Here is a 15732-nt window from a genome sequence, read left to right as displayed (position 1 = left end):
AAAGCGCGTCGGCTGAGGCCGGGTCACTGACGAAACCCGGCTAACCGCACCGACGCGCTCCCCTCGCTTGCCACTTGGCACGGGGGGTTTTTTGTTGCACAGCAACCTCACAAATCCGTCAAAACCCTCAGCTTCGAGAAGAGACGCAGATGACCGAGCAGGCCTCCGGGGCCCACCATCCGCAGCCGCGGGCCCGTACCTCCGGCGGACCGCAGCAGCCCGCCGTCGAGCACGTCACGGGCGCGCAGTCGCTGATCCGTTCGCTCGAGGAGGTCGGGGCCGACACCGTGTTCGGCATTCCCGGCGGCGCGATCCTTCCTGCGTACGACCCGATGATGGACTCCTCGAAGGTCCGGCACGTCCTGGTGCGCCACGAGCAGGGCGCCGGCCATGCCGCCACGGGATACGCGCAGGCCACCGGCAGGGTCGGCGTCTGTATGGCGACCTCGGGCCCGGGTGCCACCAACCTCGTCACCCCGATCGCCGACGCCCACATGGACTCCGTCCCGCTGGTGGCGATCACCGGCCAGGTCGCGTCCAAGGCGATCGGTACGGACGCCTTCCAGGAGGCGGACATCTGCGGCATCACGATGCCGATCACCAAGCACAACTTCCTGGTCACCGACCCCGCCGAGATCCCCCGGACGATCGCCGAGGCGTTCCACATCGCGGCCACCGGCCGGCCCGGCCCGGTCCTGGTCGACATCGCCAAGGACGCGCTCCAGGCGCAGACCACCTTCGCCTGGCCGCCGCACACCGAGCTCCCCGGCTACCGCCCGGTGACCAAGCCGCACGCCAAGCAGATCCGCGAGGCCGCCCGGCTGATCGTCGAGTCCAAGCGCCCGGTCCTCTACGTCGGCGGCGGGGTGATGAAGGCCGGCGCCACCACCGAGCTGAAGGTGCTCGCCGAGCTGACCGGCGCCCCCGTCACCACCACCCTGATGGCGCTGGGCTCCTTCCCCGACAGCCACCCGCAGCACGTGGGCATGCCCGGCATGCACGGCTCGGTCACCGCCGTCACCGCACTGCAGAAGTCGGACCTGCTGATCACCCTCGGCGCCCGCTTCGACGACCGGGTCACCGGCAAGCTGGACTCCTTCGCGCCGTACGCCAAGGTCGTGCACGCGGACATCGACCCGGCGGAGATCGGCAAGAACCGTGCCGCGGACGTGCCGATCGTCGGTGACGCCCGCGAGGTCATCGCCGATCTGATCGTCGCCGTCCAGGCCGAGCACGACGCCGGCCACCGGGGCGACTACAGCGCCTGGTGGAAGGACCTCAACCGCTGGCGGGAGACCTACCCGCTGGGCTACGACCTGCCGGAGGACGGCAGCCTCTCCCCGCAGCAGGTCATCCAGCGGATCGGCGAGCTCGCCCCGGCCGACACCGTCTACGCCGCGGGCGTCGGCCAGCACCAGATGTGGGCCGCCCACTTCATCGACTACGAAAAGCCCTCGACCTGGCTGAACTCCGGTGGCGCCGGCACGATGGGCTACGCCGTGCCCGCCGCCATGGGCGCCAAGGCCGGGCAGCCGGACCGTACGGTCTGGGCGATCGACGGCGACGGCTGCTTCCAGATGACCAACCAGGAGCTGGTCACCTGCGCGCTGAACAACATCCCGATCAAGGTCGCGATCATCAACAACGGCGCGCTGGGCATGGTCCGCCAGTGGCAGACCCTCTTCTACAACCAGCGCTACTCCAACACCGTGCTGCACTCCGGCCCCGAGTCCAACGGGCTCGTGACGGCGGGCAAGGCCAGCGGTGGCACCCGCGTCCCGGACTTCGTGAAGCTGTCCGAGGCGATGGGCTGCGTCGCGATGCGCTGCGAGGACCCGGCCGAGCTGGACGCGGTCATCGCCAAGGCCAATGCCATCAACGACCGCCCGGTCGTGATCGACTTCATCGTCCACGAGGACGCCCAGGTGTGGCCGATGGTCGCCGCCGGGACCTCCAACGACGAGGTCATGGCCGCCCGGGGCGTGCGTCCCGACTTCGGCGACAACGAAGACGACTGATCCCAGGACGACACGGACGCACGGAAAAAGAGAGAAGACCATGTCCAAGCACACGCTCTCCGTTCTGGTGGAGAACACGCCCGGCATTCTCGCCCGGATCGCCGCCCTGTTCTCCCGGCGCGGCTTCAACATCGACTCGCTCGCGGTCGGGGTCACCGAGCACCCCGACATCTCCCGCATCACCATCGTGGTCAGCGTCGAGTCGCTGCCGCTGGAGCAGGTCACCAAGCAGCTCAACAAGCTCGTCAACGTCCTGAAGATCGTCGAGCTGGAGCCGGGCTCCGCGATCCAGCGCGAGCTGGTCCTGGTGAAGGTCCGCGCCGACAACGAGACCCGCTCGCAGATCGTCGAGATCGTCCAGCTCTTCCGCGCCAAGACCGTGGATGTCTCCCCGGAGGCCGTCACCATCGAGGCCACCGGGTCGAGTGAGAAGCTGGAGGCGATGCTCAAGATGCTGGAGCCGTTCGGCATCAAGGAACTCGTCCAGTCCGGCACGATCGCCATAGGCCGCGGCGCCCGGTCCATCACCGACCGCTCGCTGCGGGCCCTGGACCGTTCCGCCTGACCCCGCCGCGGTCACATGGACCGCATGGCGAGACCCACCGCCCTTCCCCGCCCCGCCCGACGTACTGTGTGGGCACCCGCTAGATCCAAGGAGAGACCCGAAGTGGCCGAGCTGTTCTACGACGACGATGCCGACCTGTCCATCATCCAGAACCGCAAGGTCGCGGTCATCGGCTACGGCAGCCAGGGCCACGCCCACGCGCTGTCGCTGCGTGACTCGGGCGTCGATGTGCGCGTCGGTCTGCACGAGGGTTCCAAGTCCAAGGCCAAGGCCGAGGAGCAGGGCCTGCGTGTGGTCACGCCGGCCGAGGCGGCGGCCGAGGCCGACGTCATCATGATCCTGGTGCCGGACCCGATCCAGGCCAAGGTCTACGAGGAGTCCATCAAGGACCACCTCAAGGACGGCGACGCGCTGTTCTTCGGCCACGGCCTGAACGTCCGCTTCGGCTTCATCAAGGCCCCGGCCAATGTCGACGTGTGCATGGTCGCCCCCAAGGGCCCGGGCCACCTCGTGCGCCGCCAGTACGAGGAGGGCCGCGGCGTGCCGTGCATCGCGGCCGTCGAGCAGGACGCGTCCGGCAAGGCCTTCGCGCTGGCGCTCTCGTACGCCAAGGGCATCGGCGGCACCCGCGCCGGCGTCATCAAGACCACCTTCACCGAGGAGACCGAGACCGACCTGTTCGGTGAGCAGGCCGTGCTCTGCGGTGGCGCCTCGGCGCTGGTCAAGGCCGGCTTCGAGACCCTGGTCGAGGCGGGCTACCAGCCGGAGATCGCGTACTTCGAGTGCCTCCACGAGCTGAAGCTGATCGTGGACCTCATGTACGAGGGCGGCCTGGAGAAGATGCGCTGGTCGGTCTCCGAGACCGCCGAGTGGGGCGACTACGTCACCGGCCCCCGCATCATCACCGACCAGACCAAGGCCGAGATGAAGAAGGTGCTCGCCGAGATCCAGGACGGCACCTTCGCCAACAACTGGATGGCCGAGTACAACGCCGGTCTGCCGAAGTACAACGAGTACAAGAAGGCCGACGAGGACCACCTGCTGGAGACCACCGGCAAGAAGCTCCGCAAGCTCATGAGCTGGGTGGACGACGAGGCGTAAGCCAGGGACAGGGGGCCGCGGCGCAGGCCGTGGCCCCCGTCCGTCGCGCCGAGGGGCGGCGCCTTGTCCGCCGCGTGGAACCACGCACGGGTGACCCTTCCGCAGCGGCGCAGGACGAACCCCCCACCGCCACTACACTGCATTGCACAAGCGCGTCAGGCTCACAGCGTCGTGCGTCTTCCACGCGGCTTTCCCCCTTCACCGCCTTCGGCCGTCGGGACGGCCGTCCGCGAAGGACTAGTGAGGACTGAAGACCACGTGAGCTCGAAACCTGTCGTACTCATCGCCGAAGAACTGTCGCCCGCCACCGTCGACGCCCTCGGGCCGGACTTCGAGATCCGGCACTGCAACGGCGCGGACCGCGCCGAGCTGCTCCCCGCGATCGTCGATGTCGACGCCGTCCTCGTGCGCAGTGCGACGAAGATCGACGCCGAGGCCATCGCCGCCGCCAAGAAGCTGCGGGTCGTCGCCCGCGCGGGCGTGGGCCTGGACAACGTCGACGTCTCTGCCGCCACCAAGGCCGGCGTGATGGTCGTCAACGCCCCGACCTCCAACATCGTCACCGCCGCCGAACTCGCCTGCGGTCTGCTGGTCGCCACGGCCCGCAACATCCCGCAGGCCAACACCGCCCTGAAGAACGGCGAGTGGAAGCGCAGCAAGTACACCGGCGTCGAGCTCAGCGAGAAGACCCTCGGCGTGGTCGGCCTCGGCCGGATCGGCGTCCTGGTCGCCCAGCGGATGTCGGCGTTCGGCATGAAGGTCGTCGCCTACGACCCCTACGTCCAGCCGGCCCGTGCTGCGCAGATGGGCGTCAAGCTGCTGACCCTCGACGAGCTGCTCGCGGTCTCCGACTTCATCACCGTGCACCTCCCCAAGACGCCCGAGACCGTCGGCCTCATCGGCGACGAGGCGCTGAACAAGGTCAAGCCGTCGGTCCGGATCGTCAACGCCGCGCGCGGCGGGATCGTCGACGAGGCGGCGCTGGCCACCGCGCTCAAGGAGGGCCGGGTGGCCGGCGCGGGCCTGGACGTCTACGCCGTCGAGCCCTGCACGGACTCCCCGCTGTTCGAGTTCGACCAGGTCGTCGCCACCCCGCACCTGGGGGCGTCGACCGGTGAGGCGCAGGAGAAGGCCGGTATCGCGGTCGCCAAGTCGGTGCGGCTCGCGCTCGCCGGTGAGCTGGTGCCGGACGCGGTCAACGTCCAGGGCGGAGTGATCGCAGAGGACGTCAAGCCGGGTCTGCCGCTGGCCGAGCGGCTCGGTCGGATCTTCACCGCGCTGGCCGGCGAGGTCGCGATGCGGCTGGACGTCGAGGTGTACGGCGAGATCACCCAGCACGATGTGAAGGTGCTGGAACTCTCCGCGCTCAAGGGCGTCTTCGAGGACGTCGTCGACGAGACCGTGTCGTACGTCAACGCCCCGCTGTTCGCGCAGGAGCGCGGCGTCGAGGTGCGGCTGACGACCAGCAGCGAGTCGCCCGAGCACCGCAATGTGGTGACCGTGCGCGGCACCCTCGCGGGCGGCGACGAGGTGTCGATCTCCGGCACGCTGTCCGGTCACAAGAACATCCAGAAGATCGTCGCGGTCGGTGAGCACTCCATCGACCTGTCGCTCGCCGACCACATGGCCTTCATGCGCTACAGCGACCGCCCCGGTGTCGTCGGCACCGTCGGCCGGATCCTGGGCGAGGCGGGCGTCAACATCGGCGGGATGCAGGTCTCCCGGGCCGATGTCGGTGGCGAGGCGCTGGTCGCGCTGACCGTCGACGACACCATTCCGCCGAACGTGCTCGCCGAGATCGGCGAGGAGATCGGCGCGACCTCGGTGCGTGCGGTGAACCTCGGCGACTGATCGTAGCTTTTCGCAGGTCAACGGGCCCGTATTCCGCTTCGGCGGAGTGCGGGCCCGTTGGCGTGCCGACATCGTACGGGCGCGGCGGTGGTGCGCGACCCGGCGCCCGGTGATCTCCGACGGGCCTGCCGTTCACCCGAATGGCGTATCGGAGGGTGGGGGCGTGGAGGCCGGAAGCGTCGCCGTGGGGCCGCCGTCGACCCGGGGCGGCGGTCCTCCCGAGTCGCTGCGGTGAGGTGCGCGTCGCGCAATGGGTACTGCGCGTGCCCCGGCCGGTGCGTGCGGAAGGAGAGCGGACGCCATGAATGCACCTCTGGGTGACGCCCCGCAGAGCCTGACCGGTCTGCAGGTGGTCGACGCGGACGGTACGAAGGTGGGCAAGGTCCAGCAGGTCTACCGGGACGATGCCACCAACGAGCCCGAGTGGATCACGGTGCGTACCGGGCTGTTCGGCATGAAGGAGACCTTCGTGCCGCTCGCCGGGGCCCGCCGGACCGGCGACGAACTGCATGTTCCGCACGACAAGCACACCATCAAGGCGGCGCCGCGGATCGACGTCGACGGCCATCTCGATCCCTCCGAGGAGACCGAGCTCTATCGCCACTACGGGATGCCCCGGCCGGGCGCGTCCGGCCCGGGCGGACCGGAGGACGCCGCCGGGGAGGCACCGGCCGCCGACACGGCGTCCGGCACCGCGGCCGCCCCGGGCACCGACGCGGCGGGCACGGCATCCGGTGCGGGCGCGGCCGGAACGAAGGACGCCGGGGGGCGGCCCACGGCGGGCGGTGGCTCCCCGGGGCGGCCGCCCGGTGAGCGCAACAAGCTGGTCGACGGGCCGCTGGCCGGGGCGGGCGCCGGGACGCGGTCGGGGCCGTCGGGCCCGGACGACAAGGACGCCCGGCGCGGCACGGAGCAGACGCCCGAGACGGACGAGGGCACGGACCCGGGAGAGGGGTCCGGGCCGGACCGGCTCCGGTAACCGGGTGGGGTGCCCCGGGCCGGGGGAGCGGCGGAGGCCGCGGTCGAGCATGCGGCCTCCGCCCGCACATCGCCAGGACGGCGCGGCGGCTGGTGGCGCATGTACGGACGTCTCATACGTACGTCTGGTACGAGCGTATGCGCAGCGATAGGCTCCCTTCATGGGACACCGTGAAGATCTCCTGGAGGGCGCCAAACGCTGTCTCCTGGAGAAGGGCTATGCGCGCACCACCGCCCGCGACATCGTGGCCGCCTCCGGCGCCAACCTCGCCTCCATCGGCTACCACTACGGCTCCAAGGACGCCCTGATGCGCCAGGCGGTCATCGCGTCCACCGAGGAGTGGGGCGCGGGCCTCGCCCGGATGCCGGCCGGCGACGAGGAGGCGCGGGATGCGGACCCGCTGGACCGGTTCGCCGCCGTCTGGGACCGGGTCCTGCAACGGATCGCCACGGAACCGCAGTTCATCGCCGCGCAGGTCGAGGTGCTGGGCCTGCTGCCGCGCGACGCGGGGCTGCGCGAGGCCATCGCCGAGGTGCTGCCGGAGGGCGGCGAGGAACTCGTCGCGGCGTTCGACGGGGTGCCGGACACCGAAGCCGATGCGGAGACGGTGCGCGTCGTCGGCTCCTTCTACCGGGCCCTGCTCACCGGCCTGATGGTCCAGTCGCTGCTCACCCCGGACCGGATGCCCACCGGCCAGGACCTCGCCACCGCGCTGCGCCGGGTCACCACGGGCGAGGTGCCGGGGCCGGCCTGACACCCGGCGGGGCGGCGCGCGGCGGGGACGCAGCCCCGGTGCCTCCGCGAAAACAGCCGCTTCGCGGCCGTCTGCCGGCCGGGCGCACCCGAGTGTCTGCGGGTGCGCCCGTTTCCGTGCCGGGGGCGGCTCAGGAGCTGTACGAGACGGTGCACGGGCGGGCGCCGCCCAGGTTGGTGCCGTGGTAGTCGTGCGTGTCCGAGCGGGCGTCGCAGTAACTGGTGCCGTTCCAGAAGGTGAAGCGGACCTCGGTGCTGGAGGTCCACGTGATGAAGGAGTCGTCCCAGATCGACCGGCCGGACGCGCTGGGGGCGTACACGTCGGCGGCATCCAGGGAGCCGACGTTCCACGTCTGGTCGTTATAGCCGGACTTGCTGGCCAGGAAGGTGCTGTCCCACGCTCCGGTGACGCCGCGATGGGCCTGCGTGCGGAACCAGTACGACCACTGGAAGTGTGAGCGGACGTGGCCGCAGTAGTCGTACTCCTCGGCGACCTGGCCGACGTAGGTGGTGGTGTTGGTGGTGTCGTCGTGGAGGTAGACGTTCCCGGCGGCACCCTGCTGCTTCCAGTTGGGAGAGCAGGTGGCGGGCGCGGCGGTGGCCGCCGGGGTGGCGACGGTGAGGGTGGATGCGGCGAGCGCGGTCGCGGTCAGGGCGTGGCGGATCGTGGCGAACCGGGACATGGGTGTCCCCCCGTTCGGGTGGGTGGATGCGGCGAGCCTGGCAGCCGTGGCCTCGGTGGGCAATACGCGAATCCGGACAACTGGCACGCCCCGCGTGGGCGGGGCGCCGGGAATGGTGAACCTCGTACACGAGGACGAGAACGGACCGCCCCCGGGGGTGCTGGGCGTCTGGCTACACCGGGCTCACAGCCGCGCCGCCTTGAGCGCCATGTGCAGCAGCAGCCGGTGCTCCCCGTCGCCCAGGTCGAGGCCGGTGAGCTTCTCCACCCGGCCCAGGCGGTAGTAGAGCGTCTGGCGGTGGATGCCCAGGACCTGCGCGGTCCGGCTCGCCTGGCCCGCGCAGTCGAGGAACACCTCGGCGGTGCGCGCGAGTTCGGCGTGTGCGGGGGTCAGCAGCGGGCCGATGACCGGGTCGGGCGCGGCCTTCGGCAGGGTGGTCAGCATGCGGTACGCGCCGATGGCGTCCCACCGGGTGACCGGGCCCAGCCGGGGCTCGGCGCGGACCGCGCGGGCCGCGTCCAGCGCTTCCCGCCAGGTGTCCGGTAGTGCGGTCAACTCGCTGGTGCCGGCGCCGATTCCGGCCGCGCCCGGCCCGAGCGGCGCGGGCTGCCCGGCGCCGCCGCCGCCCGCCGGGCCACCCCGCGCCGACGCCCCGGCCGGGCTCGCGCCCGCCCGCGGGGAGCGCAGCAGATGCTCGGCCACCGCATGGGCCGGGGCGAGCGCCCCCGGCGCGCGCAGCCGTACCAGCGCGGCCAGGGAGGGGACGGCGGCCGCGGGCCGCGGACGGTCAGTGGCGCCGGAGCGGCCGCCGTCTCCCGTGCCGGGTGGGGCGGCCCGCGTCCCGTCCGCTGCCGGGCCTTCCGGGCCGCCGCCCGCGGGCAGGGCGCACGCGGCCAGCAGGCCCGGCAGGCCCGGCAGCGGCGCGGTGTCGGTGTCCGAGGTGTCCCAGGGCAGTACGGCGACGACGGTGAGCGGGGCGCCCGGGGTGAAGCGCAGGCTGTCCCGGAGTGCGTCGCGCAGCGCGGCCGCCGCGGCCGGCCGCCCGGCGGCCGGCGCGTCCAGCAACTCCCGGAGCAGTTCGCCGAGTTCGGACCCGGCGCGGGCCTCGTCGGCCAGCAGTGCGCCGATCCGGGACGCGGTCTCCATCGCCTGCGCGATCCGCGGGTCGGGCGGCGCGCCCCGGCCGCCCAGTTCGAGGTCGGTCAGGTGCCCGTCGTCCAGCAGCCAGACGTAGCCGTGCACGATGCCCCGATGGCGTACGGGCAGACAGATCCGCCCCTTGAAGACGCCGGCGGCCGGGTCCGGCGGGATGCGCAGGGCCGTCTTGGCGCGGGCGATCCCGAACGCCTCGAACCAGGCCCGTACGGCCGCCGACGAGCGGCGCTGCAGGATCGAGCGGGTGCGCACCGGGTCCATGACCTCGTCGTCGCTCTCGTGGGCCCCGAACGCGATCAGTCCGAAATCCCGGTCCTCCAGCGTCGCCGGGGCGCCGAGCACCGCCGAGATCTCGTCCACGAGCTGCTGGTAGTCGCCCCGCATCCGCCGCCCGGCTCCTCTCCCTGTCGCCACCTCGCCGGCATCACCGGCACCTTTGGACAACCGTCACACCACGGTCATCCCTGGCATCGTCTCCTTCCCCGCACTCTCATACAACTGTCTGAGATCCCGACCACGAAGGCGTGACACCTGTCGGTGGCCGGGAAGTGGCGCGATCCTTAAATTTCAGGTGGCTCATTCTTGCCGACGCGTTCGCCCGCTCCGGTGTCCGCCCGGCCCTTGTCATCCTGCATCGTGGAGGTGCCCATGCTGGGTCCCGTGCTTCTCGCCGCAGCGCGCAGCGACAGCATCCGCCGCATCGTCGCGGCCGCTCCGCTCACCCGCCCTGTCGTGGACCGGTTCATCGCCGGTGAGCGCCTGGACGAGTCCATGGCGGCCGTGCGGTCGCTGGCCGCCCGCGGCCTGGAGGTCACCCTCGACCACCTGGGCGAGGACATCACCGACCCGGCCGAGGCGCTGCGCAACCGCGACGCCTACCTTCAGCTGGCCGCGGCCCTCAAGGAGCACGGACTCGGCGTCAAGGCCGAGATGTCGGTCAAGCTGTCCGCTTTCGGGCAGGCACTGCCCGGCGGCCACGAGCTGGCGCTGCAGAACGTCCGGCCGGTGGTCGAGGCCGCCGCCGAGGCCGGTACGACCGTGACCCTCGACATGGAGGACCACACCACGGTCGACTCCACCCTCGCGATCCTCGCCGACCTGCGGGAGCAGTTCCCGCAGACCGGCGCGGTGCTGCAGTCCTACCTGTTCCGCACCGAGGACGACTGCCGTGCGCTCGCCGGGGAAGGTTCCCGGGTGCGGCTGGTCAAGGGCGCGTACAAGGAGCCCGCGAGCGTCGCCTTCCAGGAGAAGCGGGAGGTCGACAAGGCGTATGTGCGCTGTCTGAAGATCCTGATGGCGGGGGAGGGCTACCCCATGATCGGGTCGCACGATCCGCGGATGGTGGCCATCGGCCAGGAGCTGGCGCACCGCAACGGGCGCAAGCCGGCCGACTACGAATTCCAGATGCTGTACGGCATCCGCGAGGCGGAGCAGCAGCGGCTGGTCGCCGACGGGCACCGTATGCGGGTGTACATCCCCTATGGCACCGACTGGTACGGATATTTCATGCGCCGGCTCGCCGAGCGCCCCGCGAACCTCGGGTTCTTCCTGAGGTCGCTGGCGACCCGCGGCTGACGCAGAGGGTCTCCGGCCGGGGGCCCGGGGGTCGCCCTCCCGGGAGACGCAGCCTGAGGTCGCTGGCGACCCGCGGCTGACCGCCCCGCGGAGGCCGGCGCGGGTGGATGCTGGAAGCCCGGGGTGTGCACCCGGACGGCGCCGCCCGCAGCCGCCCACCCGACGCGGCCGCGGCCGCACCACGACGTACGACAACCGACGAGCGAAATCGAAGGAGACACGGCCGCTATGGACGCTGTGACCCAGGTCCCCGTGCCGGTGAACGAGCCGGTCCACACCTACGCACCCGGCAGCCCGGAGCGTTCCCGTCTGGAGGCCAAGCTCAAGGAGCTGGCCGGCAACCCGATCGAGCTGCCGATGACCATCGGCGGTGAGCGCCGGATGGGCGGCGGCGAGCGTTTCGACGTCGTGCAGCCGCACAACCACTCGGCCCGCCTCGGCACGTACGCCAACGCCACGGTCGACGACGCCCAGGCCGCGGTCGACGCCGCGCTGGCCGCCGCCCCGGCCTGGCGCGCGATGTCCTTCGACGACCGCGCCGCGATCATTCTGAAGGCCGCCGATCTGCTCTCCGGCCCCTGGCGCGAGACGCTGGCCGCCGCCACCATGCTCGGCCAGTCCAAGACCGCCCAGCAGGCCGAGATCGACACCCCCTGTGAGCTCATCGACTTCTGGCGTTTCAACGTGCACTTCGCGCGCCAGATCCTCGCCGAGCAGCCCCCGGCGAACTCCCCGGGCGTCTGGAACCGCTCGGACCACCGCCCCCTCGAAGGCTTCGTCTACGCGATCACGCCGTTCAACTTCACCGCGATCGCCGGCAACCTCCCGACCGCGCCCGCCCTCATGGGCAACGTCGTCGTCTGGAAGCCGTCCCCGACGCAGACCCTCGCCGCCGTGCTGCTGATGCAGCTGCTGGAGGAGGCCGGGCTGCCCAAGGGCGTCATCAACCTGGTCACCGGCGACGGCAAGGACGTCTCGGAGGTGGCGCTGACCCACCCCGACCTGGCGGGCATCCACTTCACCGGCTCGACCAAGACCTTCCAGCACCTGTGGAAGACGGTCGGCAACAACATCGAGAACTACAAGACCTACCCGCGGCTCGTCGGTGAGACCGGCGGCAAGGACTTCATCGTCGCCCACCCCTCGGCCGACCGCTCCGTGCTGAAGACCGCCATGACCCGTGGCGCCTTCGAGTTCCAGGGCCAGAAGTGCTCCGCGGCCTCCCGGGCCTACGTCCCGGCCTCGCTGTGGAACTCCGGCCTCAAGGAGGAGTTCGCCGCCGAGGTCGACGGCCTGTCCATGGGCGACGTCTCGGACCTGTCGCACTTCATCGGCGCGGTCATCGACGAGCGCTCCTTCGCCAAGAACAAGGCGGCGATCGACCGCGCCAAGGCCGACCCGACGGTCGAGGTCGTGGCCGGTGGTACGTACGACGACAGCGAGGGCTACTTCGTCCGCCCGACGGTCCTGGTCTCCACCGACCCGGAGAACGAGATCTTCAAGGACGAGTACTTCGGCCCGATCCTGGGCGTGTACGTCTACGACGACGAGTCCGACGAGGGCTACGACGCGATGCTCACCCAGATGGAGTCCGCCTCGGCCTACGGCCTGACCGGTTGCGTCATCGCCCAGGACCGTGCCGCGGCCGCCGCGACCTGCGAGAAGCTGCGCTTCGCCGCGGGCAACTTCTACATCAACGACAAGCCGACCGGCGCCGTCGTCGGCCAGCAGCCCTTCGGCGGCGGCCGTGCGTCCGGCACCAACGACAAGGCCGGCGCCAAGCAGAACCTGATGCGCTGGACCTCCACCCGCTCCATCAAGGAGACCCTGGTCCCGCCGACGGACTACCGCTACCCGCACATGGGCTGACGCCCACGCGCACGCCGACGGCCCGGCACCCCTCTCCCCGGGGGCGCCGGGCCGTCGGTGTTGCGTCAGGCGTCTCGGGTGTCCCGCGGCGGGCCGGTGATGGACTCGCCGATGGTGAAGCCCTTGGCGGGGCCTTCGGGGATGGTGACGTCGGTGCCGTACCCGACATGGTGCGCGTTGGTGTAGACCCCGTCGTCGGGACGGGGCGAGGTGAGCACGCTCACGGTCCCGTGGTCGTCGTAGTCGTCGATGAGGACGTAGACCGGGATGCCGGCGCGGGCGTAGGCACGGCGCTTGCGTTCCCGGTCGCGTTCAAGGCCGTCGTGGCCCGGAGAGACCACCTCGACGATCGTCTGCACGGCGGTTGCCTTGATACCGATACCGTCGTCGGTGACATGCTCCTCGAGATCTTCCGGTGCGACGAAGCAATCGGGGATCCATACCTTGCGATCGTGGACGACATTCATGTCCTGGTACGCGGCGTGTACGCCCTTGTCCAGGTGCTTGTCGATGGCACGGCGGAGCCGGTTGGCGATCTGACCGTGTGCAAAACGTCCGGTGGGCGACACCTCGATGGACCCCTCGACGATCTCGGCGTGGAAGCCCTCGGGGAGTTCCATGGCTTTCCATGCCTGCCACACGACCTCGTCCAGTTCGGGTCCGGGAGTCGTGGCCTCCGGTGTCGTGGTCTCCGACGTCGTCACGGGCGCCTCCTGCGCGAGCGCGGTCATGGTGCAGCACCTCCTCTAAGTGTGGGCGGGCTCGGCCTTTTGGCACAAGCGACACCGCCAAGCTAGGAAGCCGGGGACGTCCTCGACCTGCGAATGTCCGGGGATCACTCGTTCGAGCACACCCCCGTCGTCTCAGATAGTAGGAAGCCCAAGTAATTGTGCAGACATCACGGGCGAGCTGTCCTAGCGTTGTAGGAAGCCGATCGTCCCGCTCCATCGAGCGGAGGCGGATGCGGCCCGGTGCACGGCGCAGGTGACCCCTGCGGCGCCGAGGCCCCCGCCCCTTCCGGCCGCTTCTGGATCGACGCATCCCATTTGTTCTCGGGGCTCTGGCATTGGAGACGTGAATCATGGCCGAGACTGCCGTCCGCAGGACCCGTCACTCCGTCCGGACGACCAACGACGCCGACCGCCGGAACGCGGCGGCCGCCCTCCAGCGTGCCCTCGACCGCCGGGACAACGGCGGCTCCACCGGGCACTGAGATGCTCCGCGTACGAAGCGGGTCCGTGCTGACCAGGCCGGCCTCGATGCCCTGCCGCTGCTGCTGGCGGATCCGGCTGTCCGTGGCCCGCTGGCTCTTTCTCTCCTGACCGCCCGGGGCGCCCGGATCGCGGGCGCCCCTGGAGCGGCGGACCGGCTCACCGGGAGCGGGTCACCTCGAAGTGGTCGATGCGCGCGCCGGATTCGGCGAGCGCGGTGACCTTCATCCGCGGGCGGTGGCCCGGGGAGACCTCGACGGCGAGGAAGGAGTAGCCGGTGTAGCGGACCCGGGACCACTCCACGGTTTCCTTGGTCTTCACCTTGCCCTTCGACCAGTGGTACGTGTCGACGTGGTCGAGGTCCTTGACGTGGCCCTCGTAGCTGTCCGGTACGGGGAAGTCGTACAGGGCCCGGCCCGCGCCGCCGGCGGTCACGTACACGATGCCGTCCCGCGCCGTGTCGACGCTCTCGCCGACCGGCATCTTCTTGGTGACCCGGCCGCCCTTGAGCGCGTCGGTTCGCTCGTAGACGTGGTTGTGGCCGTTGATGACGAGGTCGACCTGGTGCTTGTCGAAGAGCGGCAGCCAGGCGTCGCGCACGCCGCCCTCGGAGGCGTGCGAGTTGGTCGTCGAGAAGGCGCAGTGGTGGAAGAAGACGACGAGGAAGTCGATGCCCTCCGTGCCGCGCAGCTCGGCCAGCCTGCGGTCCAGCCAGCGGGTCTGCCGGCCGCCGGTGTATCCCTGGTTGGCGGGGATCTCGTACGAGACGTCGTTGGCGTCCAGGGCGACGACCGCGACGTTGCCGTAGGTGAACGAGTAGATGCCGGGGGCGTTCTCGGCGTCCGGGCCGTTGCCGGGCAGCGTCCAGCGGGCGTTCTGGCCGCCGTAGCCGTGGGGGGAGTACCAGGCCTCCATGTCGTGGTTGCCGGTGGTCACCATCCAGGGCACGGACTTGGCGACCGACTCGGTCTGGGCGAGGAACTGGTCCCAGACCCGGGCGTCGTAGGCGTCGTGCTCGGAGCCGTCGCCGTCGGTGTCCCCGTAGCAGATGTCGCCCGCGTGCAGGTGGAAGGACGGGTTCTGACCCAGGATCAACTGGTCGTTGGCGAGGGCGTGGTAGCTCACGCCCTGGTCGCCGAAGGCCGTGAAGACGAACCTCTCGGGGCGGGCCGGGGCGGTGCGCAAGGTGCCGACGGTTCCGACGTGCCGCGGGTCGGCCGGGTCGAAGCCGTCGTGGCCGACCCCGTAGTAGTACGTCGTCCCCGGCTGCAGCCCGTCCAGCGCGGCGTGCAGGTAGTACTGCTGCACGGCCGGCAGCTTCGCGGACAGCGAGGGGGTGTGCAGGGGGCGCACCTCGGCCTCGATCTTGCGCCCCAGGTCCCAGGGCTTCAGGCCCACCCGGACGTACGGCCGCTTGACCGCGAACGGCACCTGCCAGCTCACCCGCATCTGGCTCCTGGGGTCGGCGCCGAAGGCGAGGTGGCGGCCGAAGGGGGCGACGAGGGACCCGTCGACGGTGGGGGTGGCGGAGGAGGCGAGCAGGGTGGGGGAGGAGGCGTGGGCCGATCCGGCCAGCAGGCCGGAGCCCGCCACCGTTCCCGCGGTGGCGGCCGAGGTGCGCAGCAGTCCCCGGCGGGTCAGCTTCGTACGGAGGTAGTCGTGCTGCTCGGGCATGCTCATCCGGGCCGCCAACTGCTCCGGTATGCCGAGGCGCGGGGTGTGCGAGGGCTGCGGGGCGGCCCCCCGGGCGTTTCCAATCATGCCGCCGAATGTCGCAGCATGATCCAACTGCCGTGGGGACACGGGGTGAACGGCAGGTGGCCGCCTCCCTATGTCCGTATGGCGGACGTTACGTGTCAATCAATGGGACGGAGAGTAGGGTCCGCAGCATGTCTCGCAGCATTCGCCTCGCAGTGATCCCCGGTGACGGTATCGGCCAGGAAGTCGTGGCCCAGGGCCTGAAGGTCCTGAC

General features: G+C 70.8%; 13 protein-coding genes. 9 read left to right on the top strand and 4 right to left on the bottom strand.

The features are described 5' to 3' along the window. The first annotated feature begins 149 nt into the window (after window positions 1–149). The 6 genes from EST92_RS11115 (at window position 150) to EST92_RS11090 (ending at window position 7268) form a co-directional block, all read left to right on the top strand. A complete protein-coding gene (locus EST92_RS11115) occupies window positions 150–2018 on the top strand; it encodes an acetolactate synthase large subunit (RefSeq protein WP_129280772.1) in 1869 nt (622 codons plus the stop codon). A 40-nt stretch (window positions 2019–2058) separates the two neighbouring features. After that, window positions 2059–2583, top strand: coding sequence for an acetolactate synthase small subunit (gene ilvN, locus EST92_RS11110; RefSeq protein WP_006602925.1), 525 nt, complete (start codon window positions 2059–2061; stop codon window positions 2581–2583). Window positions 2584–2685: 102 nt separating this feature from the next. Next, the gene (gene ilvC / locus EST92_RS11105) at window positions 2686–3684 is read left to right on the top strand and encodes a ketol-acid reductoisomerase (protein WP_006602924.1); all 999 of its coding nucleotides are present in this window, start codon (window positions 2686–2688) and stop codon (window positions 3682–3684) included. Between the two features lie 258 nt (window positions 3685–3942). Further along, complete coding sequence (gene serA / locus EST92_RS11100; protein WP_129248514.1) at window positions 3943–5535, top strand: phosphoglycerate dehydrogenase; 1593 nt, start codon at window positions 3943–3945, stop codon at window positions 5533–5535. A 301-nt stretch (window positions 5536–5836) separates the two neighbouring features. Beyond that, window positions 5837–6514 (top strand): PRC-barrel domain-containing protein, encoded by a 678-nt coding sequence (locus tag EST92_RS11095; protein WP_129280771.1) that lies wholly within the window; start codon window positions 5837–5839, stop codon window positions 6512–6514. A 160-nt stretch (window positions 6515–6674) separates the two neighbouring features. Next, window positions 6675–7268, top strand: a complete 594-nt coding sequence (locus tag EST92_RS11090; protein WP_129280770.1) for a TetR/AcrR family transcriptional regulator — start codon at window positions 6675–6677, stop codon at window positions 7266–7268. 130 nt (window positions 7269–7398) lie between these two features. Here EST92_RS11090 and EST92_RS11085 read toward each other — a convergent pair whose 3' ends face one another. Both EST92_RS11085 and EST92_RS11080 read right to left on the bottom strand, forming a co-directional pair. Further along, window positions 7399–7950: a hypothetical protein gene (locus EST92_RS11085; protein ID WP_129280769.1), complete on the bottom strand. Its 552-nt coding sequence runs from the start codon at window positions 7948–7950 to the stop codon at window positions 7399–7401. 183 nt (window positions 7951–8133) lie between these two features. After that, window positions 8134–9489 (bottom strand): PucR family transcriptional regulator, encoded by a 1356-nt coding sequence (locus EST92_RS11080; protein WP_129280768.1) that lies wholly within the window; start codon window positions 9487–9489, stop codon window positions 8134–8136. Window positions 9490–9753: 264 nt separating this feature from the next. Here EST92_RS11080 and EST92_RS11075 point away from each other — a divergent pair, with 264 nt between their 5' ends. Both EST92_RS11075 and pruA read left to right on the top strand, forming a co-directional pair. Further along, on the top strand, window positions 9754–10680 hold the full coding sequence (locus EST92_RS11075) for a proline dehydrogenase family protein (RefSeq protein ID WP_129248510.1): 927 nt from the start codon (window positions 9754–9756) through the stop codon (window positions 10678–10680). A 228-nt stretch (window positions 10681–10908) separates the two neighbouring features. Next, window positions 10909–12549, top strand: coding sequence for an L-glutamate gamma-semialdehyde dehydrogenase (gene pruA, locus EST92_RS11070; protein ID WP_129280767.1), 1641 nt, complete (start codon window positions 10909–10911; stop codon window positions 12547–12549). Window positions 12550–12614: 65 nt separating this feature from the next. On the opposite strand, the gene EST92_RS11065 is transcribed toward pruA, so the two are convergent. Then, a complete protein-coding gene (locus EST92_RS11065; protein WP_129280766.1) occupies window positions 12615–13280 on the bottom strand; it encodes a Uma2 family endonuclease in 666 nt (221 codons plus the stop codon). A gap of 350 nt (window positions 13281–13630) precedes the next feature. Between EST92_RS11065 and EST92_RS32565 the strand changes: the two genes are divergently transcribed. Next, on the top strand, window positions 13631–13762 hold the full coding sequence (locus tag EST92_RS32565; protein WP_006602915.1) for a hypothetical protein: 132 nt from the start codon (window positions 13631–13633) through the stop codon (window positions 13760–13762). A gap of 157 nt (window positions 13763–13919) precedes the next feature. On the opposite strand, the gene EST92_RS11060 is transcribed toward EST92_RS32565, so the two are convergent. Next, a complete protein-coding gene (locus EST92_RS11060; RefSeq protein WP_216849091.1) occupies window positions 13920–15521 on the bottom strand; it encodes a fibronectin type III domain-containing protein in 1602 nt (533 codons plus the stop codon). Window positions 15522–15732: the final 211 nt, after the last annotated feature.

The organism is Streptomyces sp. TM32 (assembly GCF_004122755.1).
Lineage (GTDB): Bacteria > Actinomycetota > Actinomycetes > Streptomycetales > Streptomycetaceae > Streptomyces > Streptomyces sioyaensis.
This window is presented reverse-complemented; position numbering and strand designations above follow the sequence as displayed.

Excerpts from the sequence above, each read along its gene's own strand:
- EST92_RS11115 (WP_129280772.1), top strand. The coding sequence starts at position 150 with ATGACCGAGCAGGCCTCCGGGGCCCACCATCCGCAGCCGCGGGCCCGT.
- ilvN (WP_006602925.1), top strand. The coding sequence starts at position 2,059 with ATGTCCAAGCACACGCTCTCCGTTCTGGTGGAGAACACGCCCGGCATT.
- EST92_RS11095 (WP_129280771.1), top strand. The coding sequence starts at position 5,837 with ATGAATGCACCTCTGGGTGACGCCCCGCAGAGCCTGACCGGTCTGCAG.
- EST92_RS11090 (WP_129280770.1), top strand. The coding sequence starts at position 6,675 with ATGGGACACCGTGAAGATCTCCTGGAGGGCGCCAAACGCTGTCTCCTG.
- EST92_RS11085 (WP_129280769.1), bottom strand. The coding sequence starts at position 7,950 with ATGTCCCGGTTCGCCACGATCCGCCACGCCCTGACCGCGACCGCGCTC.
- EST92_RS11080 (WP_129280768.1), bottom strand. The coding sequence starts at position 9,489 with ATGCGGGGCGACTACCAGCAGCTCGTGGACGAGATCTCGGCGGTGCTC.
- EST92_RS11075 (WP_129248510.1), top strand. The coding sequence starts at position 9,754 with ATGCTGGGTCCCGTGCTTCTCGCCGCAGCGCGCAGCGACAGCATCCGC.
- pruA (WP_129280767.1), top strand. The coding sequence starts at position 10,909 with ATGGACGCTGTGACCCAGGTCCCCGTGCCGGTGAACGAGCCGGTCCAC.
- EST92_RS11065 (WP_129280766.1), bottom strand. The coding sequence starts at position 13,280 with ATGACCGCGCTCGCGCAGGAGGCGCCCGTGACGACGTCGGAGACCACG.
- EST92_RS32565 (WP_006602915.1), top strand. The coding sequence starts at position 13,631 with ATGGCCGAGACTGCCGTCCGCAGGACCCGTCACTCCGTCCGGACGACC.
- EST92_RS11060 (WP_216849091.1), bottom strand. The coding sequence starts at position 15,521 with ATGATTGGAAACGCCCGGGGGGCCGCCCCGCAGCCCTCGCACACCCCG.